The organism is Weizmannia sp. WK01 (assembly GCF_025905465.1).
GTDB lineage: Bacteria > Bacillota > Bacilli > Bacillales > Bacillaceae_C > Weizmannia > Weizmannia faecalis.
Map to the genome: position 1 here is coordinate 270,604 of NZ_CP109616.1, position 16,529 is coordinate 287,132.

General features: G+C 37.6%; 15 protein-coding genes. 7 read left to right on the forward strand and 8 right to left on the reverse strand.

All coding sequences use genetic code 11. The features are described 5' to 3' along the window. Positions 1-14: 14 nt before the first annotated feature. The 3 genes from OF158_RS01455 (at position 15) to OF158_RS01465 (ending at position 1,996) form a co-directional block, all read left to right on the forward strand. The gene (locus OF158_RS01455; RefSeq protein WP_026683805.1) at positions 15-440 is read left to right on the forward strand and encodes a hypothetical protein; all 426 of its coding nucleotides are present in this window, start codon (positions 15-17) and stop codon (positions 438-440) included. Between the two features lie 92 nt (positions 441-532). After that, positions 533-1,048 (forward strand): ClbS/DfsB family four-helix bundle protein, encoded by a 516-nt coding sequence (locus OF158_RS01460; protein ID WP_026683804.1) that lies wholly within the window; start codon positions 533-535, stop codon positions 1,046-1,048. Between the two features lie 195 nt (positions 1,049-1,243). Further along, positions 1,244-1,996, forward strand: coding sequence for an acyl-[acyl-carrier-protein] thioesterase (locus tag OF158_RS01465; protein ID WP_035182811.1), 753 nt, complete (start codon positions 1,244-1,246; stop codon positions 1,994-1,996). 194 nt (positions 1,997-2,190) lie between these two features. Here the strand turns inward: OF158_RS01465 and OF158_RS01470 are convergent, their stop codons facing one another. Continuing rightward, entirely contained in the window at positions 2,191-3,054 is an 864-nt protein-coding gene (locus OF158_RS01470) for a hypothetical protein (RefSeq protein WP_035182809.1), read from the reverse strand. After that, on the reverse strand, positions 3,051-3,977 hold the full coding sequence (locus OF158_RS01475; RefSeq protein WP_035182807.1) for a WD40/YVTN/BNR-like repeat-containing protein: 927 nt from the start codon (positions 3,975-3,977) through the stop codon (positions 3,051-3,053). Before OF158_RS01475 ends, OF158_RS01470 begins: the two co-directional genes overlap by 4 nt. A 492-nt stretch (positions 3,978-4,469) precedes the next feature. Between OF158_RS01475 and OF158_RS01480 the strand changes: the two genes are divergently transcribed. Beyond that, positions 4,470-4,673 (forward strand): hypothetical protein, encoded by a 204-nt coding sequence (locus OF158_RS01480; protein ID WP_043052530.1) that lies wholly within the window; start codon positions 4,470-4,472, stop codon positions 4,671-4,673. Positions 4,674-4,807: 134 nt separating this feature from the next. On the opposite strand, the gene OF158_RS01485 is transcribed toward OF158_RS01480, so the two are convergent. Next, positions 4,808-6,493, reverse strand: a complete 1,686-nt coding sequence (locus OF158_RS01485; RefSeq protein ID WP_013858307.1) for an IS1634 family transposase — start codon at positions 6,491-6,493, stop codon at positions 4,808-4,810. A 145-nt stretch (positions 6,494-6,638) separates the two neighbouring features. Between OF158_RS01485 and OF158_RS01490 the strand changes: the two genes are divergently transcribed. After that, complete coding sequence (locus tag OF158_RS01490) at positions 6,639-7,736, forward strand: transposase (RefSeq protein WP_237340658.1); 1,098 nt, start codon at positions 6,639-6,641, stop codon at positions 7,734-7,736. 539 nt (positions 7,737-8,275) lie between these two features. Here the strand turns inward: OF158_RS01490 and OF158_RS01495 are convergent. After that, complete coding sequence (locus OF158_RS01495; protein WP_014096450.1) at positions 8,276-9,487, reverse strand: MFS transporter; 1,212 nt, start codon at positions 9,485-9,487, stop codon at positions 8,276-8,278. Between the two features lie 92 nt (positions 9,488-9,579). After that, positions 9,580-9,864: a hypothetical protein gene (locus OF158_RS01500; protein WP_035182800.1), complete on the reverse strand. Its 285-nt coding sequence runs from the start codon at positions 9,862-9,864 to the stop codon at positions 9,580-9,582. Positions 9,865-9,945: 81 nt separating this feature from the next. On the opposite strand from OF158_RS01500, the gene OF158_RS01505 reads away from it, so the two are divergent. Further along, complete coding sequence (locus OF158_RS01505; RefSeq protein WP_128890985.1) at positions 9,946-11,283, forward strand: IS1380 family transposase; 1,338 nt, start codon at positions 9,946-9,948, stop codon at positions 11,281-11,283. A gap of 207 nt (positions 11,284-11,490) precedes the next feature. On the opposite strand, the gene OF158_RS01510 is transcribed toward OF158_RS01505, so the two are convergent. From OF158_RS01510 to OF158_RS01520, 3 genes are all read right to left on the reverse strand, one after another. Next, positions 11,491-11,895, reverse strand: a complete 405-nt coding sequence (locus OF158_RS01510) for a glycine-rich domain-containing protein (protein WP_048339794.1) — start codon at positions 11,893-11,895, stop codon at positions 11,491-11,493. Between the two features lie 303 nt (positions 11,896-12,198). Continuing rightward, positions 12,199-13,509, reverse strand: coding sequence for a transposase (locus OF158_RS01515; protein WP_014095824.1), 1,311 nt, complete (start codon positions 13,507-13,509; stop codon positions 12,199-12,201). Positions 13,510-14,253: 744 nt separating this feature from the next. Beyond that, on the reverse strand, positions 14,254-15,396 hold the full coding sequence (locus OF158_RS01520; protein WP_035182786.1) for an MFS transporter: 1,143 nt from the start codon (positions 15,394-15,396) through the stop codon (positions 14,254-14,256). A gap of 197 nt (positions 15,397-15,593) precedes the next feature. Between OF158_RS01520 and OF158_RS01525 the strand changes: the two genes are divergently transcribed. Next, positions 15,594-16,463 (forward strand): LysR family transcriptional regulator, encoded by an 870-nt coding sequence (locus OF158_RS01525; RefSeq protein WP_035182783.1) that lies wholly within the window; start codon positions 15,594-15,596, stop codon positions 16,461-16,463. The last annotated feature ends 66 nt before the right edge of the window (positions 16,464-16,529 follow it).

A 16,529-nucleotide genomic window follows, 5' to 3' on the forward strand; every position in this document is an offset into this window, starting at 1 on the left:
ATAGGAGAATAAGTATGGATGCTAAAAATACCTCGCAAGTGATTGAAAATTTGGAGAACCAGGTAGAAAGATTAGATAAAGAAGTTTATAACTTAAATTCTAAGGTTGAACTTTTAGAAGGCCTTTTAATAAAAATTATTGAAAATCAAAAAATATCTCCTAATTTATTATTAGATATTGATTGCATTGCTGTAAAAAAAGATTTAAGTGGTGAAGAGCGAGCTGAGATTTCATTTTTCCTTCTCAAAGTTCAAAAAGAGTATATGCAAGAAGGTAAAGTTCCAAATTTAGAAGAATTTCATTCTGGATTATGTAATGTACTAGGTGTTACTCAAAATGAAAAAGAAGAATATCCAATTGAAATCTCAAAACAATTGCTTCAGAAGTATGACAAAATAGGTGAATTTCCAGTTGCAAAAGAAATTTTATCTAAAAGTTGAAATACCGAAATCTATTCTCACCCCTTGTTCTACAAGGGTTTAAAGCAAAAATAAAAGCATGAACACTCAAAACTCGGTAAGGGGTATTACGATTGCCAAAATATGAGAGTAAAAAAGCCTTGATTGATGAAATTACTAAGAGTGCAAAGTTATTTATTGATGAATTCCGTTCTATTAATAATCTTGATAAAGATGTATTTGTAAACGGAGTGGATAGAACGCCATCCCAGATGATTGCTTACCAACTGGGATGGTTAAATTTAATATTATCATGGGAACAAGATAACAAAGAGGGAAAAAATGTAATAACACCTGCGCCAGATTATAAATGGAATAACCTAGGGGGGCTTTATCAGAGCTTTTATGATAAATATGCAAATGATTCGATTGAAACGTTAATTGAACTGTTTAATCAGGATGTTCATAAAATCATTCAATTGGTTGAAAGCTATAATGACCAAGAATTATTTGGGCAAGGCGGCAGACAGTGGGCGTCTTCAACACCGTCCAATTGGCCAATTTGGAAGTGGATTCATATCAATACAGTAGCGCCATTTAAAACATTTAGAACTAAAATTAGAAAATGGAAAAAGATGAAAGGGATATAATTTTTAATGGATTTGCAGGATCAAATAAATTTAGAGACCTTTCGCAGCCGAAAGTGTACAAAAGGAGTGTCTTGGAGTACCCGGTATTTAAAACCCATCGAGAAAAATTTCCCACATAAGGTAAAGCGCTGTCTCTGCTCGTTTTCGAACGAATATGGTAAAATAAGGGCAGCTTATTTTAAGGGAGTTTTCAAAATGGCAAACGGATCATCTCTATATAAAGGACAGTATCATATAGAACTTAGGGATGTTGACTTTACGAAGAAGTTAAAGCTAAGCGCATTGTTCAGCTTGTTTCAAGACATTGCCAGCCTCGCTGCCGAGGATCTTGGTTATGGCATTGAGACATTGGAGAAGAAGTATAAGGTGGCATGGATTTTAACCCGCATTCGCGTGGATATCCTGCGCCATCCTACTTGGGATGAAAACATCACGATTGAAACGTGGCCGCTTCATCCAAGCAAGATTGATTTTGACCGCGACTTTCTTGTCAAAGATCACACCGGAGCGGTCATCACAAAAGCGGCATCAAAATGGGTCGTCATGGGTTTAAACGATCGGAAAATTAAACGAACAGAATCAATTAACATCCACTACCCTGAAAACCGTACGGAACGCGCTATTGAAGGGAAATTTGGGAAGTTCAAAGATTTTGGCGGATTAGAACCCGCTTATCAAAAAGTCATTGGGTACAGTGATATCGATTTTAACGGCCATCTCAATAACTCCAAATATGTCGATTACATCATGGATTGCTTTCTTCCGGATTTTCACAAAAGGCACCCCATTCATACAATAGAGATCAATTTCAATCAAGAAGCCTTGCCGGGAGATTCCATTACACTATACAAAGATATTTCCAAAATGGACGAGCACGAGCTTTATGTTGAGGGGATCAATCAAACCGATCATCATACCATTTTTAAATCGCACATCACGATTCATTAAGGGGCTCTCAATCAGGTCCAAGTTCATAAATTCCTTTAAATCATGGTGTCTGTGTTGTCTTATTTTTCAAAAGGATGAACCAATTGGCCATAACCAAGTTAATTAAGTCTGGCAGAACGAGTTTTATTGTTAAAGTTTGGTTTCAGAAATGACCGAATCCTATTGAGATTCGGTTATAATCGTTAGCCATATCATCACTTTTGCGATTGATCATGCAGAATGATTGGTTTATTATCTCGCATCGTCGCTTGATATAAACTTATGTCGCCGGTTTTCGGCACTCCAGATAATGCGGGAACGACAAAATTATCATTGAGTGAAATCGTCCAAACCGCCTGCTTTTGTTTCTCTAAAACGATGGCAAGCGTACCAAATTGTTTGATATGGCGCCAATCAAAAAATTCTGTACGCCCGCCCACAATAACCGTTATCCCTTTTGTATCGCTTACCACTTTGGTATTTTTTCCTTGCCACTTGCCTTGGATTTCCGACCCGACATAATAATAGGAACGACCATCTGACCGGTCACCGTATGTCGCAATGAATTGCTCGATCTTTCCGTCAGCTGTCTTATAAGTCACTGCGGCGATATCGTTGGCGAGCCATTTGACCTTAAACACCCCGTCTGTCTTATAGGGCAGTCTTTCTTTTGGCCGCGCAAGGATACCGAAATAAGACCTTAGATAGACGGCGTCGCCGGACTTCGTCTTTTCTTTGATCGACACCACATGTTTGTAATCGGGCGAGAGGCTTGTGATATTTTTTATTTCCTTGTTACTCGCAACAAGCAAGCCTCCACTTGCAAGGATGAAGACGACAGCCAAGCCACTGATAGCCCAAAGCCATATTTTTGAAGGTTTCAGGAGAAGTATAATGGCCAGCGCTAAAAAGATGAAGCAAAGGATATTGATGAAGTAAAAGAGCCTGTCATCGACATACTCCGCTTGAAATCTTTCATGCGCATATAGGCAGCCCATTTGCAAACAAAAGAAACCAACGGCGAAAAGAAGCAGCATCCACCCGGTCACTTTGATATATAATCCTTTTACCTGGCTCATTCGCCTACCTCCGTCGAAAACTCCCATGTCAACCCATTATCTTTTGATATGAACTTGCCTTTAACTTTTCCACCCTTATAATCGCCATTGGGACCTTGATTAACAAGTAGGACCAGGTGATCGCCTTCTTTTTTGGGGATTTCAGCCGTCACAAAGATCTTATGATACTTTGCCGGTATATTTATTTCCGCCCTCTTCCACGATTTTCCGCCGTCTTGCGTCACATGGAAATCCGGTTCCTCAGGATCAATCGTCCCATAAGACATAAATCCGGTTGATTCATCGATAAATCCACCGTCAGAAAGCAGCCGCGAATCCCCTGTAAAGCCGGTGATATGCCAAGTCTTACCGCCATCATAGGTTAAATAAGCATTTGAACCTTCTTGTGACATGGTCCGATAGCCGGTAAGAATCACATAACCGAAACGATCATTCAGAAACGCGACTTTTCGAATTCGTATGCCGGGAAAGTCTTTTTCAACAACCGCGCGCTGCCACGTTTTGCCTTGGTCAAGCGTATAAATGAGTAACGTTTCCTTATCTTCTGATCCATCCGAATAGAGGAATGCCGCCCGTTTTGCCGTGAGAACATAGCTATTTTCGATGAGTTCTTGTTCATTGCCGTTATATTCTCCCTTAAATAACTGATCTTTTTTTACCGGGACGGTGACCCAATGGCCGCCCTTATCAAACGTAATCTTAAGCTGATTGTTTGTTAACGCATAGCCATTCTTTTCATCCATATAATGCGGCTGAAGTGGCGTTGTTTGTTTAGGCTTTAATGGCGCGCCGTCGCCGTTTTGTTCATCAATCGTTTGATCAAATGGAGGAGAGAGCAATCGCTGGGACTTATAGAACGAGATTGTCATGATGATGAAACCAATGATGATCACTCCGGCCACCATAAAGACGAATTTTTTCATCTTATACACCTTCATTTTTTAATAGTCCGAAGGCTTAAAAACGTCAAACGTAAGAACGCTTTTTAAGTGTTTAGTACTTAAAATAAGCGGCCGAATTCGGTTAATCACGGTCACTTATTCTTGGTATCAGATAAACAAAAATACGATCATTTTCAAACCGCGCCTGCAATTTTCAATCGGGTCAATTCGGTAGAAAAGAATTTGTATGTTAAGCCTTTGCCAGTTTTTTTCTTCTGAATTACGAAAGTAAAATAGAAGCTTAAAATAAAAAGGTGCCTCGAACCTCTGGTATCAGCTCTGAGGAGTAAAAATTTTTCGTGATAATTTAACTATTCCCCCCCAAAAATGCGGCTAAATATGTAATAATTTAAATAATTAGAGCTTGCTGGACGAATATTTTGGCATGGCTTAGTGACAAGTCGAATACAAGCTAAAATTTGATTCGTTCAGCAAGCCCTAATTAAACTTGGCTGTTTTGAGGGGGTTTTTATTTTGGTTACTAGAAAAGAAAAAAGAAATCGTGAAAAAGAAGCAAATTATTTTTTCGAGTTCCTTAAAATTCAGAAGCATTTTTTCAAAGACCTGATGAATAACCTAAAAAAGGTAGCAGACCACCGACATCAAAGCTATATCACTTATGGTCCAGAGGTCCTTTTATTTACGATGATGTTGAAACCCACATTTCGCACGTCTTAAATATAGTTCATTCTAATTTTTGAATGAACTATATTTAAATGGCTTGGTGGGATGATATCTTCTTATTTTTGAGGAATTTTCGATAAAATTCTTTTCAATTCGACATTCTTTTCATGAATTCCTCCTATTGTGTGTTATTCGCCTTTGTTTTCGACATTTTTTGACACGTATATTGATACATCATACCCGCATAATTCAATGATTTTTTTGGCTTGTGAATCAATATTATCGGGTAAGAGCCTTATTTTTTGTTGATTTTGATTTATAAGGATCACGGTAATATCTTCTAATTGCTCTAACAATGCTTGGCCTGTGGGTTGATAGAGTTTCCTTTTTCCTTTCAAGATTAGAGATAGGTTCTTTTCTTTCAGTTCTTTTCTAACTCGATATTCTAAAATTCCATAGATTAATAAAGCCATCACATACACAATACCTAAGGCCTCAACCCTTTCTGGGGTTTTCAAGTAAATGGCATCAATCATTTGTGAATCTTTGATTAATCGGAAACGGGTCTCAGCGGCCGACTGTCCTTTATAAACCCTCAAAACTTCTTGATTGGATAGTGTCTCCTCGTCTAATTTATTTGTGATTAAAACAAAAGTGCTGAGCATTTTTTTCTTATTTTCGATAAAATCATGATCTTTTTCAAACGATTCCAGTTGTATTTGATAGATTTGTTCTTGTTTTGTCTGTTCGTCCTTTTTAGGTCTTCCTCTCTTTTTTCGTTTGATAGGTTGATCACTCATCTGGACGTTTAGTTTATAACAGAAATATGAAGCCTTTTGTTTTTTCTTAAAAGATTGAATTGCTTCTAGTGCGTCCTCTTTACAATGAAAGATAACTTTACTCAGTTTTTCTATCTCTTTTTTTAATTGTATTTCTTCCTTTTCGATCGCCCGATTTAGGGTTTTCTCTTTTCGTTGATCTAAATTGTTTGAGTGGACAACAAGAAACCGGTAAGGAAGGTTTTGAATTTGTCTTTCAAAAGCTTGAATTTGGTAAATAGCTGCGTCTTTTTTATTGCTAAGTGAGCCTACCCTTTCCCAGTTGTTGAGCAACCATGCCTCTTTCTTTAGTTCTGTGCTTAAACCGAATGTATCAGGTAAACGGGAAATAAACGATAAATTTTGTTGTTGAATTTCCGCTAGATTTTCCGTTGTGATTAATGCAGAATCGGCTTGATAAATGAGATTTTTCCAATCTTCATGGGAAAGGATTTTTCTCATCTTTTGAATAAATTCCACATTCCAAGATTTATCCGAAGTATTCCCATTTTCTACTTTTGCAAGGATAGGAATTCGTTCAGGTGTGACCCCCATCCCCAGAACGATTTGTTTTAAGTCAGGCCTATGGGCCTTACTATACCCGTACGTAATTTGCAGTCCATCTTCCTTCGGTTGCTTATATTCGCCGTAAACAGAAATTGAGGTTGTATCGTTATGCAGTACACCAATAGGAAGATTCAATTTTTTTAGTGCTTTTAATGCAAGGGTGGAATAGACTTTCCATGCTTCGGCTTCATACAAGTAATCTAATGCTCTTCCTAATGCATCATCATTTAATTGATCGGGTGAAACCGATGTATCGAAAAGCATCTCAGAATCTAGGTTTTGATAGAATTCATGAACCTTATAAAGGGGCTTGCCACTGCATAAAATGTTTAAGACAAGGGCTTTAATCCTTGTTCCGGGTGAGATATGACAACGGACAGAATCCCATTTGACTAAATCATTAATGGTCTTTTCGAGTTCTATTTCATCACACAGTTTAGATAAAAGTTGAGACGGCCCCACATGTAAGGTTAAAATTTGATCTGACATAAAAATTTCCTCATCTTCCTCTAGTTAGATAATCATTCAATTCTACAAAGAAGGAGAAAATTCCTTTAAAAAAATCACAAAATGGAAAAATTTACGTGCGGAATATGCGTTGAAAAATATGACCGGCCTAAAATCCATGAGAAACATGAGTGAGCGTTTTAATAAAGAAGAATGTATTAAAAATGTAGGGAAGGTGTTAGGCTTAGATTCTCTTGAAGAACTTCCACATTATGATACAATTAACGACTTTTTATCTGGCTTAGATGTAAATGAATTAGAAAAAATTAGAACGTATATGATTAAAGAATTATTGAAAAAAAGGTCTCTCGAGTCTTATCGAATTGAAGGAAAGTACTGGGGTGTCATCATTGATGGAACTGGATTACACACCTTTCATAAGAAACATTGTAAACACTGCCTGAGACGGGCATATACAAATAAAGAAACAGGAGAAACGAACGTACTTTATATGCACCATGTACTTGAAGCCAAGCTTGTCGTGGGGGATATGGTCTTCAGTATTGCCTCCGAATTTATCGAAAATGAATCAGAAAATGTTTCTAAGCAAGATTGTGAATTAAAAGCCTTCGACAGGCTGGCAAAGAAAATAAAAAAAATATTTAAAAGACTACCGATTTGTATCTTGGGAGATAGTCTCTATGCATGTGAAACGGTATTTAATCTGTGCAGGGCGCACAAATGGAAATATATATGCAGATTTAAGGAAGGGAGAATTAAAAGTATCTCGACGGAGTTTAAGGCAATAAAAGAGCTGGAACAAAGTAAGGATCAGAATTCATTAGTTTGGGTGAATGATATTGCCTACAAAGACAGAACGGTCAATCTGATGGAGGCCACAATGAAAACAGAGGATGGGAAATCGAAAGAGTATGTATTTATAACGGATATTAAAATCACGAAAAAGAACGTGGAACGACTCATCGCTGCAGGAAGAAGCCGCTGGAAGATTGAAAATCAAGGATTTAACGAACAAAAAAATAATCGTTACAATATAGAACATGCCAATAGCCAAAACTACACAGCCATGAAAAATCATTATTTATTAGTTCAAATAACAGATATTATTAGACAGCTGTTTGAAAAAGGTTCGTCAATCTTAAAAGCACTCAAAAAAACGGCAAAAGAAAAATCCTCAAATCTGTTGGAATCGTTTCGGACACGCATTTTAACAGACGAGGATTTCACCCATTTAAGTAAGCCAATACAAGTAAGGTTTACTTAATGGTTATATTATAGCAAAGGATGTGATGTAAAAAAAGGTTTTTTTGAAGTTATCCACAATTTTAAAAAAGAAATTTGCAAATTCGGCTCTTTTTGACTTTGAAAGCAGAAAAAATAGATGGAAAAATTTTCTAAATGTGGATAAGTCATTTTATCATAAAACATCTAAAAATTGATGAATTTACTCTTCAGAGCTGCTCTGGTATAATTAGGTTTGACAAAAACTACTAAACCAGAAAGAGGAACCTTTAAGGTGAATTATATCACTTCTGTCTTGAAAATCAAATGTGTTTTTTATTTAAAGAAGAATACAAATTTTAGTCGGCTTCCCTCAATTTTGTAGTTTTTGAAAAAATGGAGTTGCGGAATATAGTCAAGAAAAAAGAAACTCTGCCCAAAATTAACCCTGGATCCTCTTTAGAGTAATAAGGGGGATGGCAACGATTCGTAAAATATATGGTCATTTTGGTGTTTTCTGCCGATAACCATGTTACCGGCAGCGTTTTTGGTGGCTTTCTCCAAAGAGTTTGACATATTCTCCTAAAGGTTTTTTGTTATATTCTCTATCGGGATATCTGATTTTATCTTAAATGAAGAATAAAACAAGGTAATCCGTAAGATGGCCATAACGGCGATTATCATACAAGTTATAAATATCCCAAAGGTTTCTATTAATCCCCAAGAAATGATCATAAAAGAAAGGGTGCCTAGATCTGCTGATGCCTCCATCACGCCCATTACTTTACCTTTTTCATATTGGGGGATCGCTTTAAAGGTTTCAGCTGAGAGCAAATTATTTATTACGGGGTTTCCCATCGTCATAATGGCAAATCCAACTATAAAGAATATCCAGTTTAAGGAGGCTCCCATCATAACAATGCCCCCACATACCAAAAAGACAGTTAGAAAATACAAAAATACCTTTGAAGCGAATAAAAGACTGGATCTTGATAATATCATATTGGATAAAATCACAAAAACACCACCAACGAGCCAAAAAATCGATATTTCAAAGTCAGCTACTTTAAAATGTCCTTCCAAAATATACACCGAAAGGCTCGTCATTACGGGACCAATCATGCCACCTAGTAAATGTGAGAAAAAGTAAATCCGCAGTATTTTATCTTTTAAAGTCCTTTTCAAATATGCTAAGGAAAACCATGCAGTATCATGCGAGTGTTCGATTTGAATTTTTTCATCAAACCTCATGATTAAAAACGCGCACACGAGAAAAGAAGCAGAGTCTATGAGAATGGCGTACGAACTTAAAATACCAAAAATGAGTGGCCCGATAGTAAAACCTACAGTCTTACAAGTTGTAGTAAACGTGTTTTTCTTGCTTATTGCCCTTGCTAATCCTATGTTTGGATCTTTAATTGTCAAATCTCTAAACCATACTTCAAGACACAGATTAGCAAAATGCCCAAGTGATTGGGATAAGATCATCAAAGGGAATAAAAAAATAATAAAATGTTTAAATGATAGTAATGAAAATAATGTTATCATAACAAAGCAATTAAGAAAAAAGGAAGTAAATATCATCTTTTTAGAAGATACTTTGTCTATAAAATGTCCGCTTACAATGGTAGATATTATTCCCGCAATCGTTTCTGTAAGGTACAAACTTCCGGCATAAAGGAATGAGCCTGTTAGATTGAGGGCAAAAATGGGAAGACCGGTCCATGTTATTGCGGTACCTAGCGTATTAATGGTATCAACAAGTATTAATCTGTTTACTGCGTTGTTTAACATATTGGCACCCCCAAAAAATGCTTTTATGGCCAAAGGCAAGCCTAAATTAAAATAGGCTTGCCTTATAAACAATCGTTTGCTGACTTTTCACCTTAAATCTGAACCTTGGCTTGTTCAGTTTTTAATGGTTCGTTTAAGCAAGTCTTTTTTTCTTGTTCACCTTTCAACGGTTCATTATAGCAGGTTGCAGCTTTCAACGGTTCATTATAGCAGGTTCCAGCTTTCAATGGTTCATTGTAGCAGGTCGCAGCTTTCAACGGTTCATTGTAGCAGGTTCCAGCTTTCAATGGTTCATTATAGCAAGTCTTTACTTCAGCATTCGTGCTATTTTTGGCTAGTTCTTTAACTTTATCCTGAATCCGTGACGAAATTTTCACTTAACGTTAACCCATTCGCATGAAATCTAGTATAATAAGCATATCCATTAAATTTAACTCATTCCACATTCAGGTGATCTAATGAAAAAGTTAGTGATAGAAGCCACGAAAGAACGAATTGTTGCCCAAAGCGGTTTAGCGATAGTAGGAAATTTACTAAATCTAACGAATTTAGCTTCCAGGTTAAATGCCTATCGACTCCCTGATATTTCCCGAAATCCCGTCTGTTCCAATGCTGATGTGGCCAAATCCTATATTGGCCTGCTTTGCCAAGGAGAAAGTGATTATGACAATATTGAAACCTTCCGCGAAGATGCCTTTTTTGCACTGGCTTTGGATATCCAAAGGGTTCCTTCCAGCCCGACTTTAAGGCAGCGATTGGACCAAGCTGCCTTGACGGAAAAATGGAAAGCGATCTTGCATGAAGAATCGCTGAATCTGATCCGCAATACAAATGCGGAAATTAGCCCAGTTTACGCCAAAGACAAACCGTATATCCCGGTTGATCTGGATGTCTCCCCTTTTGATAACTCCAAAACAAAAAAAGAAGGAGTGGAAAGAACCTATAAAGGCTGCGACGGTTATGCACCTATGTTCGGTTACATTGGGCAGGAAGGCTACTGCCTGCATGTTGAGATGCGAAAGGGAAATAACCACTGCCAAAAAGGTACGCCGAATTTTATCAAGGAAACCATCCAATCTGCCAGGAGATTAACGGATCAGCCATTGCTTTTCAGGCTTGATTCCGGAAATGACAGCCGGGATAATCTCATCATTTTCTTGGAAGAACATGCAAGCTTTGTTATCAAACGCAATCCTCGTAAGGAAAAAGCAGAAGACTGGCTTCATATTGCCCAAAAATATGGGATCTGCTGTGAAGAACGGGAAGGAAAGAAGGTTTACCTTGGATCCATCCCCGAAACCATTCAATTAAAAGACCAGATACGAACCATCCGAAAAGTCTTTAAAGTGATCGAAAGAACCATCTCAAGAGACGGCCAGATTTTTTTAATTCCTGAATATGAATTTGAAACCTACTGGACAGATCTTGAAGTGCCGCCTCATGTGGTGATCTCTCTCTATCATGACCATGGCACATGCGAACAGTTTCACAGTGAAATTAAATCAGAACTGGATCTGGAACGGTTGCCATCGGGCAAATATGAAACGAATGGCCTTGTGCTCCATTTTGGTGTATTTGCGTATAATTTACTTCGTTTGATCGGACAAGAAAGCTTGAAAAAACAAGATGCACCATTGAAAAAGAAAGCAACACGAAGAAGAATCCGAACTGTCATCCAGAATATGATTACACTGGCTTCAAAGCTTGTTTACCAAGGTCGGCAATGGAAATTAAAAGTGACAGCGACCAACAAATGGTTGCCGACTTTTGCTCGCTTATACGATGCCTTTTACTAGACAACCAGGGTAATAAGCGATAAGAAGAAAAGCCGAAACAAACCAGAAAACTTGCAAAAAATGGAAATTTGCAGGTTTATTTGTCATGCCCTAAAATAAATGAAATAGGGAAATATTTACCTACTAAAACTACAAAAGTATATTTATTGAGTATTGAGATACATCTAGATATCCCCTCTTGGGAAAACTGCCTATTACCGACGTTTGTTAGATTTTCGTCACGGATTCAGGTTTATCTGATAACGGTATATTATAGTCTTCTTTAAATTCAACGGACCATTTTTTCAAAGACTCCCTATATATATTCAATAAATGAGGAAGCTCAGATTCTTCTTTGCCATAACCAGGATTATGATCTAAAATACAACCAAAGTAATCCATGCAATCATTATAATATTTCTGTGGATGAAGAATATGAAGGTGCCACATTTCGTCAATATCATACGTAGGGCAGATTGAGGTGTAAGGATATTTTTTCACTAAATATAGGAATTTCAAGTATCTGTTTTTTATACATGTAAGTTCCTCTTCTGATAACCTACTTAAAACCCCATCACTCCTCCTAGCCGCCTCGATTAAGTCCACGCTCACATTTGGAAAATGTTTGCTCATATACTTTACCTCCCATATTTTATTTCCTACATCACTATAACTATGAGGGCTTACCGAAATTTATGTGTATGTTCATCAAATAAATGTCAACCTTATAGGACTTGCCTCAGTTCTGAAGAGTAAATTCATCAATTTTTAGATGTTTTATGATAAAATGACTTATCCACATTTAGAAAATTTTTCCATCTATTTTTTCTGCTTTCAAAGTCAAAAAGAGCCGAATTTGCAAATTTCTTTTTTAAAATTGTGGATAACTTCAAAAAAACCTTTTTTTACATCACATCCTTTGCTATAATATAACCATTAAGTAAACCTTACTTGTATTGGCTTACTTAAATGGGTGAAATCCTCGTCTGTTAAAATGCGTGTCCGAAACGATTCCAACAGATTTGAGGATTTTTCTTTTGCCGTTTTTTTGAGTGCTTTTAAGATTGACGAACCTTTTTCAAACAGCTGTCTAATAATATCTGTTATTTGAACTAATAAATAATGATTTTTCATGGCTGTGTAGTTTTGGCTATTGGCATGTTCTATATTGTAACGATTATTTTTTTGTTCGTTAAATCCTTGATTTTCAATCTTCCAGCGGCTTCTTCCTGCAGCGATGAGTCGTTCCACGTTCTTTTTCGTGATTTTAATATCCGTTATAAATACATACTCTTTCGATTTCCCATCCTCTGTTTTCATTGTGGCCTCCATCAGATTGACCGTTCTGTCTTTGTAGGCAATATCATTCACCCAAACTAATGAATTCTGATCCTTACTTTGTTCCAGCTCTTTTATTGCCTTAAACTCCGTCGAGATACTTTTAATTCTCCCTTCCTTAAATCTGCATATATATTTCCATTTGTGCGCCCTGCACAGATTAAATACCGTTTCACATGCATAGAGACTATCTCCCAAGATACAAATCGGTAGTCTTTTAAATATTTTTTTTATTTTCTTTGCCAGCCTGTCGAAGGCTTTTAATTCACAATCTTGCTTAGAAACATTTTCTGATTCATTTTCGATAAATTCGGAGGCAATACTGAAGACCATATCCCCCACGACAAGCTTGGCTTCAAGTACATGGTGCATATAAAGTACGTTCGTTTCTCCTGTTTCTTTATTTGTATATGCCCGTCTCAGGCAGTGTTTACAATGTTTCTCATGAAAGGTGTGTAATCCAGTTCCATCAATGATGACACCCCAGTACTTTCCTTCAATTCGATAAGACTCGAGAGACCTTTTTTTCAATAATTCTTTAATCATATACGTTCTAATTTTTTCTAATTCATTTACATCTAAGCCAGATAAAAAGTCGTTAATTGTATCATAATGTGGAAGTTCTTCAAGAGAATCTAAGCCTAACACCTTCCCTACATTTTTAATACATTCTTCTTTATTAAAACGCTCACTCATGTTTCTCATGGATTTTAGGCCGGTCATATTTTTCAACATCATCGTAAATAAAAGGACCTCTGGACCATAAGTGATATAGCTTTGATGTCGGTGGTCTGCTACCTTTTTTAGGTTATTCATCAGGTCTTTGAAAAAATGCTTCTGAATTTTAAGGAACTCGAAAAAATAATTTGCTTCTTTTTCACGATTTCTTTTTTCTTTTCTAGTAACCAAAATAAAAACCCCCTCAAAACAGCCAAGTTTAATTAGGGCTTGCTGAACGAATCAAATTTTAGCTTGTATTCGACTTGTCACTAAGCCATGCCAAAATATTCGTCCAGCAAGCTCTAATTATTTAAATTATTACATATTTAGCCGCATTTTTGGGGGGGGGAATAGTTAAATTATCACGAAAAATTTTTACTCCTCAGAGCTGGACTTGCCTTAAAGGGAGATACTTATCTGCTCAAAAGTAACGGAGAGCTTTTTGTACCAAATAATTCCAATGGTCTCCGTGTCCCATTTTACATATTGAAACTATTTGCCGACAGCTTTCCTTACACATTATATTCGCGAAAAGTAGCCGAAATCCTTCTTTAATCTGTAATTTTTGCTTATTCAACAGGTCCTAAATAGCCAGTCCCGGATTCAACAGGAAAACAGTCCGATTTGGCAGGCAAAATTCAATTGAAAACCAAATTCAAACTGGATCCAAAACGGGTTCAGTTTTTCTTTTGACCAGTGTAATTTCTATCCTCGATGCAGATTAGGAGGGGAATTGAAAAAGTTTTTTAAGACTGTCGGTGAATGACATTGCATTGGCATTCATCATGATCTGGACCCAAGAAAAAGGTCATTTACGACATAAGACCATTTTATTAAGAAAGGTTGCGGGGTTGATCCTTTTCTAAGAGGAGGCAAGAAAGACCATCCTTTTTCGTTTTCAAGATGGTCTTTTTTAATCAAAATTCAATTTTTCTATCCCTTTCTTTTTGTTGATAAAATCACCAATTGTCCTAGTAAAGCCACTAGCACAAGACAGCCGGCTGCAAATGGAAGTTGGGAAGGTGTCAATCCAGCTACCATAACAACCCCTCCAAGCGCAGACCCTACTGAGCTCCCTAAATAATTGGCGGAACTGTTTAAAGCGACAACAGCGGGTCCGTGTTTAGGCTGTAGCTCGAGTAATACATGCTGTTGAGGGGCTAGTGAAGCCCATCCCATTGCACCCCAAATAAAGAAGGGTAGAAACATTAGAATAGGAACTCTAAGACCTAACGGCAGACTGAACATGGCTAATGCTAATAGAATTAATATACCGCCCGTAATCCAGCCTGGACGTCCTATTCGATCAATAAGAGTACCAATGAATAAGCTGCCGACAACACCACCAATGCCCCACGCCCAAAGATATGGTGTAACAGAATGGATTCCATCCAAGTTCTGCAAGATTGGAGCGATATACGTATAAAGCCCCAAACTTGCAATGCCTGTCACAAAAGTAATGCCAACCGTTGCTGTTACTCTTCCATTGGCCAGCATTGCAAGACGTTGCCGTAATGACGGTGGGGGCGAAGCTGGAATGTTTGGAAACCAGATGACAATCCCAATCATAGCAATGAGACCAAGTATCGTAATGAGCCATAACGTCCCATCCCAACCTGCATGCGCAGCAACTATCAATCCGAGTGGAACCCCCACGACCGTCCCCATGCTCATACCGCCTAATGTCATACCTAAGGCACGTCCGCGCTTCTTATCGGAAACAAGAGATGAAGCGGCTGCCGTGGCAAGCGGAGAATAAAGACCAGCTCCGATCCCTGCAATGGCACGAGCAATAAGCAGAAAGAGAAAATTCGGTGCCAGTGCACTGCCCGCATTGCCTAATGAGAACACCGCAAGTGCCAGTACCAATATGCTACGTGTTGGTTTTCCGGCCAATAATGTTGCGAAAATCGGAGCGGCGAGCGCAAAGCAAAGTGTGAAGATGGTCACAGCCTGTCCCGTCTGCGAATCGATGATTTTAAATGTTGCCCCGATATCGGGTAACAAACCAGCCATTACATAGGCATCAAACCCAAGCGTAAACATCCCTATGGTAAGAAGAAATACCCTCCTCATGTTACCCCTCCTCAAATCTTCTATTATATACTTGTTAAATATTTAACTATTTGGATATTTCTTCGTATAGGATAAACCAATATGTTACAATGAATGGGTCCCTATATGTGCAAGATTACTACAAGGACAGGATAAAAGGAATAATCATTGTGTTAGATGGATATAACAAATAGTTATAACGGAATAAGGTGAAGTGAATGAATACGGAGTGGCTGCAAAGTTTTGTGGAGGCTGCGAAACAAAAAAGTTTATCTAAAGCCGCAAAATCCAACAACATCTCTCAACCAGCATTGAGCAAGCATATACGAAATTTGGAAAATGAACTTGGCGTCGTGTTGTTTCATAGAACGTCAACCGGCATTGAACTAACGGAGGCTGGTCAACATTTCCGCACCCGGATTTTACCAGTCATAGATGAGCTAGCTTCGATTCGTCAAGAATTACGACAGTTTTCCCGGACGGCACCAATAGCGATAGGAAGTCTACCTAGTTTGGCCACTTATTATTTACCCTCGAGAATTAAGGAGTTACGTTCTTTGGATCAGCCAACAACATTAATGATTCAAAACACTTCAGATGAACTTGTACAATCATTAGAGGAAGGAAGACTTGACGTTGTCTTAATCGATACCCTGAGTACAAAGGAATCGTTGTGGAGTTGGGAATTGTTTACGGAGCCTTATTATGCGGTGTTTCCCATAGACCACCGTCTTCGATCACGAAAAACGGTTCAGCTTGTTGATCTATGCAAAGAACCCCTCATTGTTCATCAAGCTCCTTGTGATACAAGAAGGCGGATTAAAGAACAAATGGATTCGCTGGGTTACAAGCCTAATATCATTAGTGAAGTAGCTTTTGGTGATTTTATTTTTGGAGCCGTAATGGCTGGAATGGGCATCACAATTGTTCCTGAAATAAGTGCTAAACATATCGATCATCAACAACTTTTCGCTTTGCCGATTATAGATTTTGGGAAAAAGAGGTCAATTTCACTGGCTACTAAAAATGCTAAACTTGGATTAAAACTTTATCAATTTTTGGCGAAGCATGCTAATGAGAAGATCTAGGTATAGTCGTCTTAAATTGATGAATACTTGTTCTATTAACTACACGATTGTGGAATACCAGAAGTA

Coding starts and splice junctions, on each gene's coding strand:
- OF158_RS01455 (WP_026683805.1), top strand. CDS start 15: ATGGATGCTAAAAATACCTCGCAAGTGATTGAAAATTTGGAGAACCAG.
- OF158_RS01465 (WP_035182811.1), top strand. CDS start 1,244: ATGGCAAACGGATCATCTCTATATAAAGGACAGTATCATATAGAACTT.
- OF158_RS01470 (WP_035182809.1), bottom strand. CDS start 3,054: ATGAGCCAGGTAAAAGGATTATATATCAAAGTGACCGGGTGGATGCTG.
- OF158_RS01475 (WP_035182807.1), bottom strand. CDS start 3,977: ATGAAAAAATTCGTCTTTATGGTGGCCGGAGTGATCATCATTGGTTTC.
- OF158_RS01485 (WP_013858307.1), bottom strand. CDS start 6,493: ATGTCAGATCAAATTTTAACCTTACATGTGGGGCCGTCTCAACTTTTA.
- OF158_RS01490 (WP_237340658.1), top strand. CDS start 6,639: ATGAGTGAGCGTTTTAATAAAGAAGAATGTATTAAAAATGTAGGGAAG.
- OF158_RS01495 (WP_014096450.1), bottom strand. CDS start 9,487: ATGTTAAACAACGCAGTAAACAGATTAATACTTGTTGATACCATTAAT.
- OF158_RS01505 (WP_128890985.1), top strand. CDS start 9,946: ATGAAAAAGTTAGTGATAGAAGCCACGAAAGAACGAATTGTTGCCCAA.
- OF158_RS01510 (WP_048339794.1), bottom strand. CDS start 11,895: ATGAGCAAACATTTTCCAAATGTGAGCGTGGACTTAATCGAGGCGGCT.
- OF158_RS01520 (WP_035182786.1), bottom strand. CDS start 15,396: ATGAGGAGGGTATTTCTTCTTACCATAGGGATGTTTACGCTTGGGTTT.
- OF158_RS01525 (WP_035182783.1), top strand. CDS start 15,594: ATGAATACGGAGTGGCTGCAAAGTTTTGTGGAGGCTGCGAAACAAAAA.